Here is a 15,210-nt window from a genome sequence, read left to right as displayed (position 1 = left end):
ATCGCGTACGGAGGAGTAAGTGAACTCGATTTTGGAAGCGAATTGGATAAAGCTTGTCACATTTGGGTATGCCTCTACGGAAAATACAATCAGAATCATGCCGAAAGGCAGGTAAAGCTGCTTTTGGGCAAACGCAAGGGCTGTCTCCTCGCGGAGACAGCCCTCGTGACCTATTTATGGACGATGATTATGAGTCGGTCCCTTGCCGGGAAACGTTCCTTCCGTTGCTCCCTGGCCCGGGAAATCTCCGCGTTCCTTGGCCGGAACACCGTCTACGCCGTTTCCGAGTCCGGGAAAATTGCCGCTGCCGCTGACGACCGTTTCGAATTGAATCGGACGATGATTCAGCACGACAGGCTTTTCATACATAGGTTTGATCATTTGTTTTCACCCCCTTCCGGAACAAGACCAGAGACTCCAAATAATGGACGGAGGCTGCCAAGCCATGGCTGGGAGAATCGAAGTCCAACCATTGATACTGCAGAAACCGTGTATATCGCGTGATTGTATTCTTTTTTTTGCCGCGAACGGTATCGTAATCCCACCAATTTCCTCTTCTCTTCGAAAGCTTAAGCGGCTTGCGGGCCTCCAAATAAGGAAACTGCCGGTAGACGATTGACAGTGTGCTGGCGATCCTCTTATAGGTTCGGTGTATCGATGCGTCCTGCAGCAGCCTGTCGAAGCTGATCCGGTCACCGCTGACTTCGAGCAGCTGAACGATGTCGATCAGATACTTCGGGGAATTCAGTCCATGCTTCCACCCATGCAGGCAGATCATATAAAACAGATGATATTCCGACAGCTCCATGACCTGCTTATAAGGCTTCAAAGGCACCGCCTCATGCCAAAAAGGCGCTATGCTGTATCTCGAGGTTCCCTCCATCAACAGCCCCCAGTGCAGCTCGACCGTGAGCGAATGCGGCGTTCCGGCCAGAGGTTTCGAGAAACTGCGATGAAAGTGGGCGCGGATCGTTTTCTCTTCGTTCGTAAATCCAAGCTGTCGGATACACGCCTCAGCGCGCTTCATATCGGATTTCTTCAGAAGCAGATCGATATCAGAGGTTCCTCTTGCGCCGATATGTCCGAAATATTTCATGGCGAAACGGACGCCTTTTAATGGAATGACAGGAATTTCCGAAGCTTCGAAGGCTTGGAGTATACGTTCATTCTCATAATGAATGTACAAGTTTGACCTTACCGTCTCGTCGTATTTGTTTTTCAGGCGGTTCCGGTACGCTGCGGGCAAGCTGTCAAGTCTCTCCTGCTGCTTAAGCAGCTGATAGACTTGCGGGGCAACACGGAAGTATGCAATGTCATCCAGCGCCGGTTCGAGAATCTCCGGTTCAGACGGAATAGGAACGCTCGTGTCGTATATCGCCTGCAGCAGCTTCCAGATCATCCGTGTTATCTCCTTTCTTAACCTGCTGTCTGCCGTTCATCTTCCGGTAAGGCCCCGCCCGTCCCGCCAGCTCATCATGCCTGCCGGTCTGAACGATCGCGCCCCGGTCAAGCACGACGATGAGATCGGCATGCCGGACCGTCGAAAGCCGGTGTGCAATGATGATTGTCGTGCGCCCTTCCATAAGTCCGTCTAGCGCCTGTTGGACCAGAAATTCCGTTTCGCTGTCGAGGGCGGATGTCGCCTCGTCCAGGAGCAGGATCGGCGCATCTTTGAGGATAGCCCGCGCGATGGCGATGCGCTGCCGCTGTCCCCCCGATAACGTTATTCCTCTCTCGCCGACCTCCGTCTCATAACGGTCAGGCAGCGATAGGATATAGTCATGAATATTCGCATGCTTCGCGGCTTGTTCGATCTCCTGCTGCTTGGCGCCCGGACGGGCAAGCAGCAAATTATCGCGAATGGTGCCCGAGAAAAGGAACGTCTCCTGCTCGACGAGGGCAATCGCGCTTCTAAGCTGCGCCCGAGTCAATTGGCCAATGGGGACGCCGTCAAGCATAATCGATCCGGATTGCTGCCGGTATAGTCCTTGAAGCAGGTGGAAAAGCGTGGACTTTCCCGCTCCGCTCGCTCCGACGACCGCAACGGTTTGGCCGGCATGAACCGTAAGGTTGAACCGTTCGATAAGCGGAATTTCCTCGTCATAGCGGAAGCTGACGTTCTGGAATTCAATCGTTTTGGGGCCGGAGACGGCGACGGGCTCTGGGAGATCGGGACTCTCGACAGGCTCGCTCAATACCTTCGCGATTCTGTCCGCCGCGGTCGACGATTCCTGGATGCCGATCCACAGTCCCGCCATGCCGGTTAACGGATAAAGCAAATGGCCCGATAAATTAACGAATGAGAGAAGAGAACCAATCGTAATGATATGATGAGAGACGAAATAAGCGCCTAGACAGAGGCTGATCAAAAAAATAAAAGCTCCCGCCGCCTGCCCTCCCGCGCGAATCCATCCTTGCAGCCGCATGTACTTCTGCTGCAGCGTGTACAGCTGACCGTATTGATCCGCATATTTCCGAAACCAAGCCGTCTCTGCCGTAAAGGAACGAATCACGGATAATCCCTGCAGCGTATCCGACAGAAAGCTGTTTACGTCCCCGTGCAGATCGTGAATGGTTCTTGACCGTCGCCGCAGAATGTACCCGAGCAGTGCGCCGGACCCGAGAGCGAAAGGGATTATAAGCAGCCCCATAACGGCCATTACCCAATGAATCTGAAGCATATACACGAATACGGCCATGAATATAAGCGGCAGACGAAGCCACTGGATGAGGCTTCTGCCGATCATTCCGTTAATACTGTGTATATCCCGATTGAAATGAGTCATCATTTCACCGGAATGCAGCCGGTTCATCCGGCTGGCCGGCAGCAGCAGGATATGCCGGAGCAGCCGCTCCGACAGCGCTTTCTTCAAGCCGTTCGAGGCCGTGAATTCCAGCCGGATGCTCATAAAGTCGGACACTATAGTCAATATGCTGAGCCCTATCCCTAACGGGATAAGCCCATACAGCTTCTCGAACTGCTGCTGTACCGCGGCATCGGTGATTTGCCCGAGAAACCAGGCAAAAGCCAGGGTCAGCGCAATATCGGCCGGCACGAGCAGCAGCAGCCCCGCATAGGTTTTTCGCTGCCTGATAAGGAAAGGGGCAAGCAGCGCAAATGCATTCCTGACTCCGCCGAACAACAGACGAAACCGAACGATTCCGGTCATAGAGAAACCCCGTTGGCGGATCTGGTTTTTTGAAAGGATAAGTAACGGTTCAGCCCTTGGGATATGATCGGCAAGGCAATGACCGCTTTCGTCCAGAGAGAGACGGACCGGTCCGACATATGCAGTTCTTTTCTTGCTTTCCGGATGCTGTATAGGACACCCAGCATCTGTTCGCGCCGGATGGGTTCGTCGCATCCCAGATTCGTATCGCCTTTGCAAATGTAGAGCAGCCGTTCCTCGCGCCGCATCACGGTAAGCAGCCGGTGTGCGATCAATTGGCCCGATTCCGTGCTGAAGAGGATGATATCTCCTTTGCGGATATTCTCCGTCATTACGGGACGAAATCGGCATAAGTTGCCTTCTCGAATGAGCGGGAACATACTGCTGCCTTTGGCCGGTATCACAAGCCGGCCGTCTCTTTGCATGATCCGCGCCAGCAATTGAAACAGAGCATCATTACTCTGCTGCCGCAATGAGACCACACTCCATTAATTCGCGCAGGAACAAGGATATGTCTTGTTCAACGGCAAGATCCGTCTCTTCATAATGGCTGCGAACCGCGCTCGACAACGAACCGGCCGAATGGGTCTCGCTCAGCAGCGACCAGCAATAACTTGCGACCGGACTGAGCTGGGTAATCGTTAAGCCGTCCGGATTCAGGATCATCGTCTCGCCGTCCAGCTCAATGGCTTCGCAGCTTGGATTTCGAATGTATAAGGTCATGAGGAAATCAACTCCCAGAATGAAGGATCCTTGCGAAAATAAAGGTCGTACAACGGAACGAGATCAACGGTTTGCCTCAGTAGTTCCATAATCGCTCTCGTGTCGCCGGACGATGGATTCCAGAAAAACACTTTGTCCATTAAACGGATCAATCCTTCCGATTTGGCAATGGGCGTCCGCCGGTGCTGTTTGGCTTGATGAAGCAGATGAATGCTTGAGAGCCTCCACTTCATCGGCTCTTGAGCGGCCGCAGTCTGAAGCTCGCTCCGGAAAGGAGAATGGAAGACGGTCACCTCGCCCGGGCGTATGCGAAGGATCGTCGCTTCGTCGGCGATGATTCCTCTCGATTCGGATTCGGATAAGACTGCCGCGGTGGACTTCCCAGCGCCGGAACGGCCTGTGAACATATGCGCGCCCTTGTTATCCGTTACGCAGGAGGAATGAACGAGCAGCCCCCATCTGCGGCGCACAATGTAGAGACTGTATACATGCATGAAGGCATGCTTTAATGCGAGCTCGTCATGAAATCGGATCGCAGCCCGCCTACACTCCTCATCCGTTTCAATCAAGTAATCCGATCTTAAGTATCGTACTGTTCCGGAATTCGGCTGCTTCACAACATTGTAATTAATGAACGGGGTACCGTATCCCGCATCCAAATGAACGGCGATATCCGGTTCGAAGCCATTGGAGCTGCAGCCGACAACAGTCGGAAACGTTCGGCTGAAGATCGACCTGACGGCTGAAGAGGCAAAAGAAATACAGAGAACATGTTCTCCGATGATAATGTTACTCTCCATATAACCTCCTTTAAGTTCTTAATAACGAACACTCAGTTAGCAAAAATCTCTTGAATTAACTATAATTCATTATTGTTGCCGAAACAATAACCTATTTTAATAAAATATTAACGTGAATTCGAACTTTCACCTCGTTTTATCTATCATAAATGTTCGTTATAAAGACCGAAAAGCTCTATTCCAATAAAAAACTCCCTGGAATAGAGCTGACCGTCAGCTATTCAGACGTTTTCTTCCCCCGCATCCGCCGCTCATTGCCGGCTCCAGCCTGACTTCGCAACTTCTCTTGCGAACAGCTCATCGTCGAAATCAATGCCGAAGCCCGCTTTGGCCGGGACGTGGAATAGACCGTCTTCGATTCGGTATGCGGAGACGTCCATTCCTTCGATTACAATGTCGTCGCACTCCACGAATTCGAAATTTTTGATCCCTGCAGCCACGTGTCCCAGAGCATATATGCCGTAAGCGTTGCCATAACAGTGCGGAGCCGATCTCAGGCCATGCGAATCCAACTTGGCTCCCAGTTCCAGCCAGTGGGTAAAGCCCGGGTGAATGATGTCATATTGAAGCACGTCGACATAGCCTTTCATCGCCCAATTCACGAGATGGGGAGAGGCAAGTCCCTCGCCGTCCGCGATAAGCACCTCCTGGTTGCGGCTCTGAAGCCAGGCTTTCAAATCCGCGTACAGCACATCATCTTCATGGAAGGCTTCTTCGATCCAATACAAATTGACGTCCGCAACCGCAGCCAGCACTTCCTTCGTCAGATTCAAATTATATGCGTTATTGGCGTCAATCATGATGCGGCCCGACGGGCCGGCAACCCCGGCAACGCCATGGATGATGGCAATATCCCGTTTTGTGCCTTCCCATATCGGCATATGGCGGCCGCCGCGGCCGACTTTGATTTTAAAATGACGGTGACCCTTGGCGAGACCCTGCGCCGCTTCCTCCTCCAACAGTTTCACCGCTTCCCGCTCATCCGCCAGGTGCAGATCATCGAAATAAAGCGAGGTATCGTAGCAAGGCACAACAAGAGGCGACCCTTGTTCACGGTGGCTGCCCGAGATCATTTCATACACCGGTTCGTTCCGTCTGCGCCCCAACCAGTCCAAGATCGGATATTCGAGCGGAATGCGGTACGGCTCGAGCAATCTGCCCTCCGAATCAAATAAATCGATTAGACGTTTGCCGATGAGAGCTTCTCCTTGAGCTTGCGTCAGCAAGCCCGTACTTCCGTAACCTGTCTGTCCATCAATCGTAATGCGTGCGATACCGACCGAGCATCTCTTGCCGTGTTCGCCAAGCCTGCCGTTGGAACCCGCGTTTCTGGCGCGTTCCCCCCGCAGGGCCGCGACTTCGATTTTCTCCACTTTCCAATCCGGTAAAATTGCCGAAATATCCATTAATCGTCACTCTCCTCTCGCCTCTCCGCCATCCCTCTATCCATTTAATTAGTTATTTAACTAATTTTATATGTCATTTCCCTATGTTGATTATAGAAACTTTACGAATTATATGTCAATATGAGCGCGTATATTTCTGAACTTGCAGACATTCATCATTTTTGTTAGTATTTTAACTAATTAAATGGAGGCGATCGTCATCCGATTCCTATCAACCGATCACAAGTCGTTACTCGTATATGAAGCGCTGTCCTCCAAGGCGCGCCTGGACGTTATCGATATGCTCGCGAAGCAGCCTATGAGCGTACGCGAAATCGCGGATCGGCTGTCCTTTTCTTCCGCGACCGTAACCGTCCATATTCAGAAGCTGGAGGAAGCCGGAATTGTCTCCTGCAAGCCGGCTCCAGGCAAGCATGGCCGACAAAAAATATGCTCGCTCGCCATGGAAGCCTTTCAAGGGAGCTTCCGCGCTGAGCCGGAAGTCAAAGATCATTTGTCCTGCTCCATTCGGATCGGGCATTACACCGACTATTCCGTGAAGCCTACTTGCGGCTTGGCCGTCCCGTCTTCATTCGTGGGACAAATGGACGACCCCCGATACTTTTCCGATCCCCGGCGCTTCGAAGCCGACGTCCTTTGGTTTGCCGAGGGCTTCGTGGAGTACCGCATACCGAATTACCTATTGCCCGGACAGCGTCTCGTCCGGATCGACTTATCGATGGAGCTTTGCTCGGAAGCTCCCGGCTGCAATGAGAATTGGCCGTCCGACATTTCATTCGAACTGAACCGGGTGCGGCTCGGGACTTGGACATGCCCGGGCGACTTCGGGGAGAGACGAGGCATCCTCAATCCGGACTGGTGGCCGCAGAAGAATAAGACCCAGCACGGTCTGCTGAAGATCGTCTCCGTAACGGAAGAAGGCTCTTACATCGACGGGGTCAAACTGTCGGGCGTAACGGTCCGGGATATTCATCCGGCATTCGGCAAAGACTTGCCCTTCCGGATTGCCGTTCCGTCCGAAGCGGCAAACGTCGGCGGCGTAACGCTCTTCGGGCAAAGCTTCGGCAATTACAACCAAAACATCGAGGTCTCGTTCCAAGTTGCATCCGATGCCGGTTAAGATCTCCGATATTTGCCGGCCGACGGCGCAAGATCTGACACGGCTGAATAGCTCTTCCAGCTCCTCCCGGCTAATCGATACATCGGTTTTAAGCAGGAGCCGCCCGGTCTTTTGACGAAGTGTTTCAAAAGCATACTTATGCGGAGGAAGGATGAAGGCTATGCCGGTCATGTCAAATCGTAAACGGGTGAACATCTATCTGGTAGCAGGCATCCGCGCCGCGGAGCCGGAATTCCGGCCGCTGGCAGAAGCGCTGAAGAGCCGGTTCGAGCAGGAGCAAATGACGGTGACGATCCGAGTCCTGTTTCCCTATGGCGGTGGAAACGAAAACCTGTTCAAGCAAGCCAAAGCCGTGCGGCGCGACATCCGTCTCTACCCCGAGCAGGTACAGCAATCAGCCGGAGGACAAGAAGCAAGACGGCTGGTTCGAACCCTTGGCGCGCGTGATCCGGTCCTGCTTATCGGCTGCGGCAGCGGCGGAGCCGCTGCCTACCATGCCGCCGAGCTGCTGGAGAGAGACGGAATCGATGTCCGATTCATCGTACAGGTCGGATCGCCTAAAGTGCCGATTGGCGGACGTTTTCAAGAACGGGTAGGTTATATCGCCAAGAAAGGCGTCTGGCTCGAGGGCGACTCTCTTCCTTGGCAAGGCGGCTGGTCCCATGCCAAGTACCGGTTCAGTTCGCACCGCTACCCTGGATTGTTATACAATGCGCGGGAGAAAGGACGGCGCTTCTACGCCCCCGGCAACGTCGCGATGCTGGATATTGAAGGCCAATATCCGAACTTCTTCTCGCCAAAGGCCGGCAGAGGCTCCGTATCCAATCTCGCAAAAACGATAAATGCAATCTGGGAATGGTTTTATTCGGCCGAACCGCGGCCGTCTCCCTTCAATGAAACAAAGCCCGGAAGCAGCTCCACTTAGGAGCTGCCCTTCCGGGCATCACATTCGTTTAAAGCGCTGCCGTGTTAAAGTTCCGATCGGCAGGGATAGGTTGAATTGGGCTTCACCCGTATCATTACATCGTATGAGGCTTCGGCTCTTCGCCCGGCGGCGGAGCGCCGGCAAGTCGCTCCTTCCTTCCGCTTCGTTCCTTCCCGGGCATCCCCTGCGTTCGCAGCTTCCACTTCAACGAGGTATAGGCGGAAAAGCCCACCATCGACGCAACCAAAAATCCCCCGCCGGCATAGAAGGCGACCGTAAGACCGAACCACTGGCCTAACACGCCGAACATGGCCGGACTCAAAATTTGCGAGAAGCGGTTCATAATAAGACGAAGCCCCATAATTTTGCCCCGGTCCGAATCCTTCGTATCATTGACGATAATCATGATGCTAACCGGCAAATTAACGCCCACGGCCCCTCCCATAACTAATGCGAGCAGAATCACCCCTGCTACATGAAGTCCGGCGATCGGCGTAATGACGACGCAAAGCGCGGCGATCAGTCCGGCGATAAGCAGTATCCGCTCCATGTGGGTCCGCTTCATCAACCAACCCAGGCCGTAACGCGACAGCATGCCGGCCAGACCCTTTATCGAAATAATGACCGCTATGAGAATGGTCGAATAGCCCAGCTCGTTGAGATAGATCGGCATGAAGCTCATATATAATGCCTGAATATACATAATGAGAAACGTCCCGATCAGTCCGAACTGCACGGAGCGGATTTTGGTCAAGTGAATCCCGTTTGCGTAGCTGTCGACGATCCCTTTCATTTTGAGCAGGTCCTTCGGCTTCACGGCATCGGCATAGACCGTGTTCCGGTACCCTTTGGCCACAACCAGCAGCATGATGAAGAACAGCAGCGAAGAGGCGCATGCCGCCCCGAAGGAAAATTTGTAGCCAAACAATTCGTTAGCGAACATCGCGGTCAAGGCTCCGCCGATTAACGGGCCGAGCATGCCCCCGCCCGACATCCACATGGAATATTTTTTAATATTTTCATTACGCTCTCCCATTTCCCCTTCCGAGACGAGCACTTGGAACGAAGATGCCATAATGATAATGCAAGCGCCCATGAACACCTGGGACAGACTAAGCATCCATAGATCCGTAGCGATCATATTCGTAAATAAAGAGAGAATGAGCAGCACGCTGCCGTACTTCAACATCCGGATCGGCCCGACGGAGTCGATTAATTGGCCGATCGGCATCGCGATGAAAATCGGCAGCAGCGATCTCATCGTAACCATGAATCCGATCGCCGCCGTCGACGCCCCGATCTCCTGTGCGTATAGGGTGAAGAACGGCTGCGCCATTCCGGTAATCGTGAAGAATAACCCCCCGCCATAAATGCCGAATTTCCGGTAAAACTCAGGAGACAGCATGGCAAGCGACCTCCCGGCGCTCCAGGTAACCCCGAAGCGGCGGCTTTCGTTCGGTGCACTTCGCGGTCACATGCGGACAACGGCTGCTGAACGCGCATCCGGCAGGGGGATTCGCCGGGCTCGGCAGCTCGCCCCTCAGCTGTTCGATCGTTCTTTCACCCTCGATCATCGGATCGGGAACCGGCACGGCGGCAAGCAGCGCTTTCGTGTAAGGATGCGCCGGATGAACGAATATCTCTTCAGCCGGACCGTATTCGACGATTTCGCCGAGATACATGACCGCGATCGTATCGGAAATGTAACGTACCGTCGATAGATCATGGGAGATGAATACGAAGCTGAGACCCATCTCCTCCTTCAAATCGCATAACAAATTAATAATTTGCGCGCGCACCGACACGTCGAGCGCCGAAGTCGGCTCATCGGCAACGACGATGCTTGGATCAAGCGCGAGCGCTCTCGCCACGCCGACCCTTTGCCGTTGGCCGCCGCTTAACTGGCTCGGATACCGTGACAAATAAGACAGATCCAGCCCCACCTTCTTGATGAGCTCGCGGACGCGCCGCAGTCTTTCCTCTTTCGTCCCGATCTTGCGCACATGAAGCGGTTCGGCGATAATATCGGATATTTTCATCTTCGGGTTGAAGGAGGAGTAAGGATCCTGGAATACGATTTGAATGCTGCCGTTTATTTCGATCCGGCCGCTCGTCGGTTCATCGAGCCCCAGCAGCATGCGGGCGGTCGTGCTTTTGCCGCAGCCGCTTTCACCGACGATGCCCATCGTCTCCCCGCGCTGCAGCTTTAAGCTTATGCCTCCCACGGCTCGGATTTCGGCACCCTTTTTCCAAGGCAGCAACGACGCTTTTTTGAAATGCTTATGCAAATCGGTAATCCGCAGCACGACATTATCATCGCCCGGGGAGTCCGGCTGCTCCGAGACGGAACCGTTTAACGGTATACGATTCCAGCCCTCTTTCGCTTCCGGCTTCTCTCCTTGGCTCAGCAAAGTCGTGATGCTCTCATACCCCTCCGTCATCAGACCATTCTTCAGCCAACAAGCGGCGGACTGCCCGCCCTCCCGCGGCATAAGCTCCGGCGCATCCGTGTAACAGCGTTCCGATGCCGCGGGGCAGCGCTCCTTATAGGAGCAGCCGGTTATATGCAGCTTCATGTCCGGCGGAAGGCCTTGAATTTGCAGCAGCCGTCTCCGCTTCTCGCCGCTGACGCTTGGGATCGTCTTCAGCAGGCTTTGGGTATACGGATGTTTGGGCGAGCTGAATATTTCCCCCACCGTGCCGGATTCCACGATTTTACCCGCATACATGACGGCCACCTTCTGGGCGAAACGGGCGACCAGCCCCAGATCATGCGTAATGAACATCATAGCGCTGCCGGTCGTCTCGGTCATCGTCTTCAACAGCTCGACGATTTGCGCCTGAATCGTCACGTCCAAGGCAGTCGTCGGTTCGTCGGCCAAAATCAGCTTCGGCCGGCACGATAACGCCATCGCGATCATGACCCGCTGCCGCATGCCGCCGCTCATCTCGAACGGATAAGCGGAGATCCGGTTATCCGCATCGGGAATGCCGACCCTGGTGAGCAGATCCACCGCATGCTTGCGCGCTTCCTTCTGCCCCAGCTTCAGGTGCATGCGGATCGGCTGAATCATCTGATCCTCTACCCGCATAACCGGATCAAGCGAGGACATCGGATCCTGGAAAACGGTGCCGATCGCGCTGCCCCTCAGCTTGTTCAGCTCCGGCTCGCCTAATCCGACCAGCTCCTTGCCGTCCAGCCGGATGCTGCCCGATACAAGCTTGCCCGGATATGCGATAAGCTGGATCAGCGACATCGCCATCGCGCTTTTGCCCGATCCGCTCTCTCCGACGACGGCAAGCCGTTCGCCGCGCTGCAGCTCGAAGCTCACGCCGTTTACCGCTTTGACGGTGCCGGACTCCGTGAAGAAATGCGTGTGCAGATCCTGGACCTGCAGCAAGGGCTGAGTAAGTGAGGCCTGTTTGCCGGCCGGTCGGTTAATCGTTCCTGCTGTTGCCCCGTTCTCCATAACTGTCAGCTCCTTTTTGTCATCAAATGAAATGGCTTCCGCCGGTGCGGCCCCTATTTGCGGGCCCGCGGGTCGAGCGCCTCCCGAATGCCGTCCGACAGAAAATGAAGCGAAATCGCGATCAGCAGAATAACCGCGCCGGGCAGCGTCGAGATCCACCAGGCTTGCTGCAGATACACCTGCCCATCCTTAATGATGTTGCCCAGCGACGGCTCCGGCGGCAAAATGCCGAGACCGAGGAAGCTGAGGCTCGCTTCGATCAGGATGGCATTGGCGGCGGTAATGCTGGCGGCAACGAGCAGAGGGGCAATCGTATTCGGAACGATATGCTTTGTCATCAGCCACAGCCGCGGCGCCTGTACCGTGCGGGCGGCGTCGATAAAGGGGCGTGATTTCAGGCTAAGCACAAGAGAGCGCTGCAGCCGGATGAACCGCGGCACGTCCGCAAGGGAGATCGCGCAGATGACGGGCACGGTTCCGGCGCCTAGGATGGCGACCAGGCCGATTGCCAGCAGCAGCGAAGGAAATGCGAGGAAAATATCGACGACGCCCATGATGACCCGGTCGACGGTTTTTCCGAAAAAGCCGGAAGCCGTCCCCAGCGCAATGCCGAAAGCAAGCGAGATTAGCGCGACCGTCATGCCGACGAACAGCGATACCTTAATGCCGGACAGCGTACGGCTGAACACATCCCGGCCGAGCTTGTCGGTTCCGAACGGATGCTCCAGCGACGGCGCGTTCAGGCTTGCCCTTATGTTGCTTTCCAGCGGCGCTTGAAGCGGCAGAAACGGCGCGAGAAAGGTTATCAGCAGGATGGGCAGCAGAATGACCATCGCCCATTTGGCATTCTTGTTCACGTAGAGAAAGCTCAAGTAAGGGAGCTGAATCCGCGGTCTGGACGCCACAGCCGGCTGACCGACCGCTCTGGCCACAGCTTCTTGTTTCACGTCTATTCCTCCTCATCGGCCGAACGACAGTCAGCCTGCTATTTCGCGGTCAGCATTAGAACTGGACGCGCGGATCAACCTTTTTGTACACCATATCGGTAATAAAATTGATAGCAACAAAGACGAACGCGTAGAACAGAATGACGTTCTGTACCAGCGGATAATCCCGGCTGTTGATGCCGTAGACGAGCAGCGTGCCGATACCCGGGATCGAGAAGATAAACTCGACGATAACGGTGCCGTTAAGCAGATTTCCGAAGCTCAGGCCGACAATGGTTATAATCGGCAGCATCGCGTTTTTGAGCGCGTGACGGAAGACGACGACCATCTCGGACATGCCCATCGATCTCGCCGTACGGACATAATCCTCGTTCAGCACCTCGAGCACGGCCGTCCTTGTAATCCGCGCCAGCGTAGCGACCTGGGAGACGGCCAGCACAACGACCGGCAGCGCGATCCGCTTCAGCATGAGCGACGGATCCTCGAAGGAGACGGCGCCGCTTGCCGGCAGCAGCTTAAGATTAAGGGATAAAAACAGCATAAGCAGAAGCGCTGTCCAGAAGGCCGGCATCAGATCGACGATCATCGCCGTCCACGTAATCGCGTTGTCGAGCTTCTTCTTGCCCTTGTTCGCCAGGAAAGCGGCGACCGTCCCGAGCGGTATCGCAATAAGCACGGCCAGCAGCATCGTGAAGCCGGCTACCATCAGCGTAATCGGCAGCGCCTTAAGCATGAGACCGGCAATCGGCAGCGAAGTCGTAATCGTGCTTCCGAAGTCGAAGCGGATGACGCTGAGAAGATAATCCGCATACTGCTCCCAGAGAGGAGCGTCAAGCCCCAGCTTCCGGCGAAATTCTTCAAGCGCCGCCCCGGACAGGTTGTCGCCGGCCATCGCCGCCGCCGGATCGCCAGGGATCATGCGGATGGCGAAGAATACGAGCGTAACGACGCCGAACATGGTGACGATTAACTGCATAATCCGTTTCATCGCATAACTCAGCATCGCCATTCACCTCCAGTAATCGAGCTATATAGCGGCATGCGGCACGGCAGTCCTATTTGATATCAACGCCGTAGAAATTAACCTGTGCAAGCTTGTTAATGACAATCCCTTCGATGTTCGGCTTGCTCGGCCAATATACGTTGCCTGCGTAGGTCGGTAAATACGGTACTTCCTCCATAACGATCTGTTGAACCTCTTCATACAGCTTTAAGCGTTTGGCGGAATCCTTCTCGGCTCTCGCGGACTCCAGTTTCTCCGTCAGCACCGGATTGTTGTAGCGGGCGCCGTTAAGCCCTTTCGGCGCAATATTGTCCGGATGCAGATAGCTGAAGAGCACCATGTCCGGATTAACCGCGGGGAGCAGCCGCCCCGACACGTCGAAGTCGCCGCTGTTTCGTTTCTCGTTGTACGTTGGCGTATCGACCAGATCAAATTCCAGTTCGATGCCGACGGCCTTCAAGTATTCCTGTTCAAGCTGCATTTGCTCCGTGACTCCGGACGCGGACGTTCCGTCCTGCTTAATCGTGAAGCCGTCCGGATAACCCGCTTCGGCGAGCAGCTGTTTGGCCTTCTCCGGGTCGTAACTGTATTGCGTCGTGTTCTCGCTGTACCCTTCCATCCAGTCCAGCAGCAGACTCTTGGCCCCCTTCTGCAGGCGCGGGGATACGCCTTCGGCAATGGCGTCGAAATCGACCGCATACGCCCATGCCTGCCGCACCTTCCGATTAGCCAATATCGGATGCTCCAGATTGAATACCTTCAGTGAAGCCGCATAGTTCTCCACATGGTTCATTTTAAACCCGGCCTTCTCCAAAATATCGAGATTCTCCTCGCGGTTAGAGCGCATGATGACGTCAATCTCGCCGTTCTGGAGCGCGATGGTCGCGGTAGATTCATCTTTAATAATGCTGAAAATAATTTTCTCGATAGGCGCAGGCCCTTGGTAATAATCGTCATGGCGGACGAGGATGATTTCCGAGCTCGGATCGATTTTCTCCGCCGCGAAAGGCCCGGTCCCGACAGGGTTCCATTTGACTTGGTCGCCGAATTCTTCGATTGCTTCCTTCTTCACGATCTGTCCCTGATGATAATTCGCGACCTGATGCAGGAAGTTGCCGTCCGGCGTCTTGAGCTTGAAGACGACCGTATAGGGGTCAGGCGCTTCCATGCTCTCCACATTGTTAAACTCTGCGGCATAAGGCGATGCGGTTGCCGGATCGAGTATCCGGTTATACGAATAGAGCACGTCGGCCGACGTGAATTCGCCATACCCCTTCTGCCATTGCACGCCCTGCCTCAGCTTGAAGGTCCAGGTCATATTGTCGTCGGTTTCCCATGACTCGGCTAAATCCGGAATGATTTCCCCGGTGTCGGAGGCGTAGCTCGCGAGCCCGCTGAAAATATTAAAGGCAATATTTTCGTTCTCGATCCGAAATATATTGGCGGGATCATAACCGGCAGGATCATCGTAGAAACGCACCTTAAGCACTTTAGGCTCCCCTGACGCTACCGTACTGCTGTCAGTAGCTGACGGCGACGTCGTATTGCCGGTAGCCGGATCGGACGTGTTCGAGCAAGCGGAGAGCAGCAGAATGACGGCTGCCGTCAAAACACCAATATTCAACTTCCATCTTCTTCTCATATGG

Annotated in this window: 14 protein-coding genes; 2 read left to right on the top strand and 12 right to left on the bottom strand. The window is 54.5% G+C overall.

Features of this window, described 5'->3' with window-relative positions; all coding sequences use genetic code 11:
* Window positions 1-174: 174 nt before the first annotated feature.
* The 7 genes from H581_RS0111640 to H581_RS0111610 all read right to left on the bottom strand — a co-directional run bounded on the left by H581_RS0111640 (window position 175) and on the right by H581_RS0111610 (window position 6,099).
* Window positions 175-381 carry a hypothetical protein gene (locus H581_RS0111640; RefSeq protein WP_028610133.1) on the bottom strand — a complete coding sequence of 69 codons (207 nt, stop codon included), beginning with the start codon at window positions 379-381 and terminating at the stop codon, window positions 175-177.
* On the bottom strand, window positions 362-1,399 hold the full coding sequence (locus tag H581_RS0111635) for a nucleotidyltransferase domain-containing protein (protein WP_028610132.1): 1,038 nt from the start codon (window positions 1,397-1,399) through the stop codon (window positions 362-364). Before H581_RS0111635 ends, H581_RS0111640 begins: the two co-directional genes overlap by 20 nt.
* A complete protein-coding gene (locus H581_RS33815) occupies window positions 1,344-3,170 on the bottom strand; it encodes an ABC transporter ATP-binding protein (RefSeq protein ID WP_084134557.1) in 1,827 nt (608 codons plus the stop codon). Before H581_RS33815 ends, H581_RS0111635 begins: the two co-directional genes overlap by 56 nt.
* Window positions 3,167-3,643: a signal peptidase I gene (locus H581_RS36405; RefSeq protein ID WP_051250709.1), complete on the bottom strand. Its 477-nt coding sequence runs from the start codon at window positions 3,641-3,643 to the stop codon at window positions 3,167-3,169. Before H581_RS36405 ends, H581_RS33815 begins: the two co-directional genes overlap by 4 nt.
* Window positions 3,627-3,893 carry a PqqD family protein gene (locus H581_RS0111620; protein WP_028610131.1) on the bottom strand — a complete coding sequence of 89 codons (267 nt, stop codon included), beginning with the start codon at window positions 3,891-3,893 and terminating at the stop codon, window positions 3,627-3,629. The genes H581_RS36405 and H581_RS0111620 overlap by 17 nt, the downstream gene beginning before the upstream one ends.
* Entirely contained in the window at window positions 3,890-4,693 is an 804-nt protein-coding gene (locus H581_RS0111615; RefSeq protein ID WP_028610130.1) for a hypothetical protein, read from the bottom strand. The genes H581_RS0111620 and H581_RS0111615 overlap by 4 nt, the downstream gene beginning before the upstream one ends.
* Before the next feature lie 251 nt (window positions 4,694-4,944).
* The gene (locus tag H581_RS0111610; protein WP_028610129.1) at window positions 4,945-6,099 is read right to left on the bottom strand and encodes an enolase C-terminal domain-like protein; all 1,155 of its coding nucleotides are present in this window, start codon (window positions 6,097-6,099) and stop codon (window positions 4,945-4,947) included.
* Between the two features lie 184 nt (window positions 6,100-6,283).
* Here H581_RS0111610 and H581_RS0111605 point away from each other — a divergent pair, with 184 nt between their 5' ends.
* Window positions 6,284-7,219, top strand: coding sequence for an ArsR/SmtB family transcription factor (locus tag H581_RS0111605; protein ID WP_036718494.1), 936 nt, complete (start codon window positions 6,284-6,286; stop codon window positions 7,217-7,219).
* Window positions 7,220-7,388: 169 nt separating this feature from the next.
* Window positions 7,389-8,144, top strand: a complete 756-nt coding sequence (locus H581_RS0111600) for an alpha/beta hydrolase family protein (RefSeq protein WP_156889567.1) — start codon at window positions 7,389-7,391, stop codon at window positions 8,142-8,144.
* Between the two features lie 94 nt (window positions 8,145-8,238).
* On the opposite strand, the gene H581_RS0111595 is transcribed toward H581_RS0111600, so the two are convergent.
* The 5 genes from H581_RS0111595 to H581_RS0111575 are packed head-to-tail and all read right to left on the bottom strand — an operon-like array spanning window position 8,239 to window position 15,206.
* Complete coding sequence (locus H581_RS0111595) at window positions 8,239-9,549, bottom strand: MFS transporter (protein ID WP_028610126.1); 1,311 nt, start codon at window positions 9,547-9,549, stop codon at window positions 8,239-8,241.
* Window positions 9,536-11,614: an ABC transporter ATP-binding protein gene (locus tag H581_RS0111590; RefSeq protein WP_051250707.1), complete on the bottom strand. Its 2,079-nt coding sequence runs from the start codon at window positions 11,612-11,614 to the stop codon at window positions 9,536-9,538. The genes H581_RS0111595 and H581_RS0111590 overlap by 14 nt, the downstream gene beginning before the upstream one ends.
* 53 nt (window positions 11,615-11,667) lie before the next feature.
* Window positions 11,668-12,561, bottom strand: a complete 894-nt coding sequence (locus H581_RS0111585; RefSeq protein WP_051250705.1) for an ABC transporter permease — start codon at window positions 12,559-12,561, stop codon at window positions 11,668-11,670.
* A 55-nt stretch (window positions 12,562-12,616) separates the two neighbouring features.
* Complete coding sequence (locus tag H581_RS0111580; protein ID WP_028610123.1) at window positions 12,617-13,564, bottom strand: ABC transporter permease; 948 nt, start codon at window positions 13,562-13,564, stop codon at window positions 12,617-12,619.
* Window positions 13,565-13,616: 52 nt separating this feature from the next.
* Window positions 13,617-15,206 (bottom strand): ABC transporter substrate-binding protein, encoded by a 1,590-nt coding sequence (locus tag H581_RS0111575; RefSeq protein ID WP_028610122.1) that lies wholly within the window; start codon window positions 15,204-15,206, stop codon window positions 13,617-13,619.
* Window positions 15,207-15,210 lie beyond the last annotated feature (4 nt).

It is taken from the genome of Paenibacillus harenae DSM 16969 (assembly GCF_000422465.1).
Lineage (GTDB): Bacteria > Bacillota > Bacilli > Paenibacillales > Paenibacillaceae > Pristimantibacillus > Pristimantibacillus harenae.
Note: the sequence above shows the minus strand (reverse complement) of the source record. Positions and strands in the feature narration are given on the sequence as shown.

Coding starts and splice junctions, on each gene's coding strand:
- H581_RS0111640 (WP_028610133.1), bottom strand. CDS start 381: ATGATCAAACCTATGTATGAAAAGCCTGTCGTGCTGAATCATCGTCCG.
- H581_RS0111635 (WP_028610132.1), bottom strand. CDS start 1,399: ATGATCTGGAAGCTGCTGCAGGCGATATACGACACGAGCGTTCCTATT.
- H581_RS33815 (WP_084134557.1), bottom strand. CDS start 3,170: ATGACCGGAATCGTTCGGTTTCGTCTGTTGTTCGGCGGAGTCAGGAAT.
- H581_RS0111620 (WP_028610131.1), bottom strand. CDS start 3,893: ATGACCTTATACATTCGAAATCCAAGCTGCGAAGCCATTGAGCTGGAC.
- H581_RS0111615 (WP_028610130.1), bottom strand. CDS start 4,693: ATGGAGAGTAACATTATCATCGGAGAACATGTTCTCTGTATTTCTTTT.
- H581_RS0111610 (WP_028610129.1), bottom strand. CDS start 6,099: ATGGATATTTCGGCAATTTTACCGGATTGGAAAGTGGAGAAAATCGAA.
- H581_RS0111605 (WP_036718494.1), top strand. CDS start 6,284: ATGGAGGCGATCGTCATCCGATTCCTATCAACCGATCACAAGTCGTTA.
- H581_RS0111600 (WP_156889567.1), top strand. CDS start 7,389: ATGTCAAATCGTAAACGGGTGAACATCTATCTGGTAGCAGGCATCCGC.
- H581_RS0111595 (WP_028610126.1), bottom strand. CDS start 9,549: ATGCTGTCTCCTGAGTTTTACCGGAAATTCGGCATTTATGGCGGGGGG.
- H581_RS0111590 (WP_051250707.1), bottom strand. CDS start 11,614: ATGGAGAACGGGGCAACAGCAGGAACGATTAACCGACCGGCCGGCAAA.
- H581_RS0111580 (WP_028610123.1), bottom strand. CDS start 13,564: ATGCTGAGTTATGCGATGAAACGGATTATGCAGTTAATCGTCACCATG.
- H581_RS0111575 (WP_028610122.1), bottom strand. CDS start 15,206: ATGAGAAGAAGATGGAAGTTGAATATTGGTGTTTTGACGGCAGCCGTC.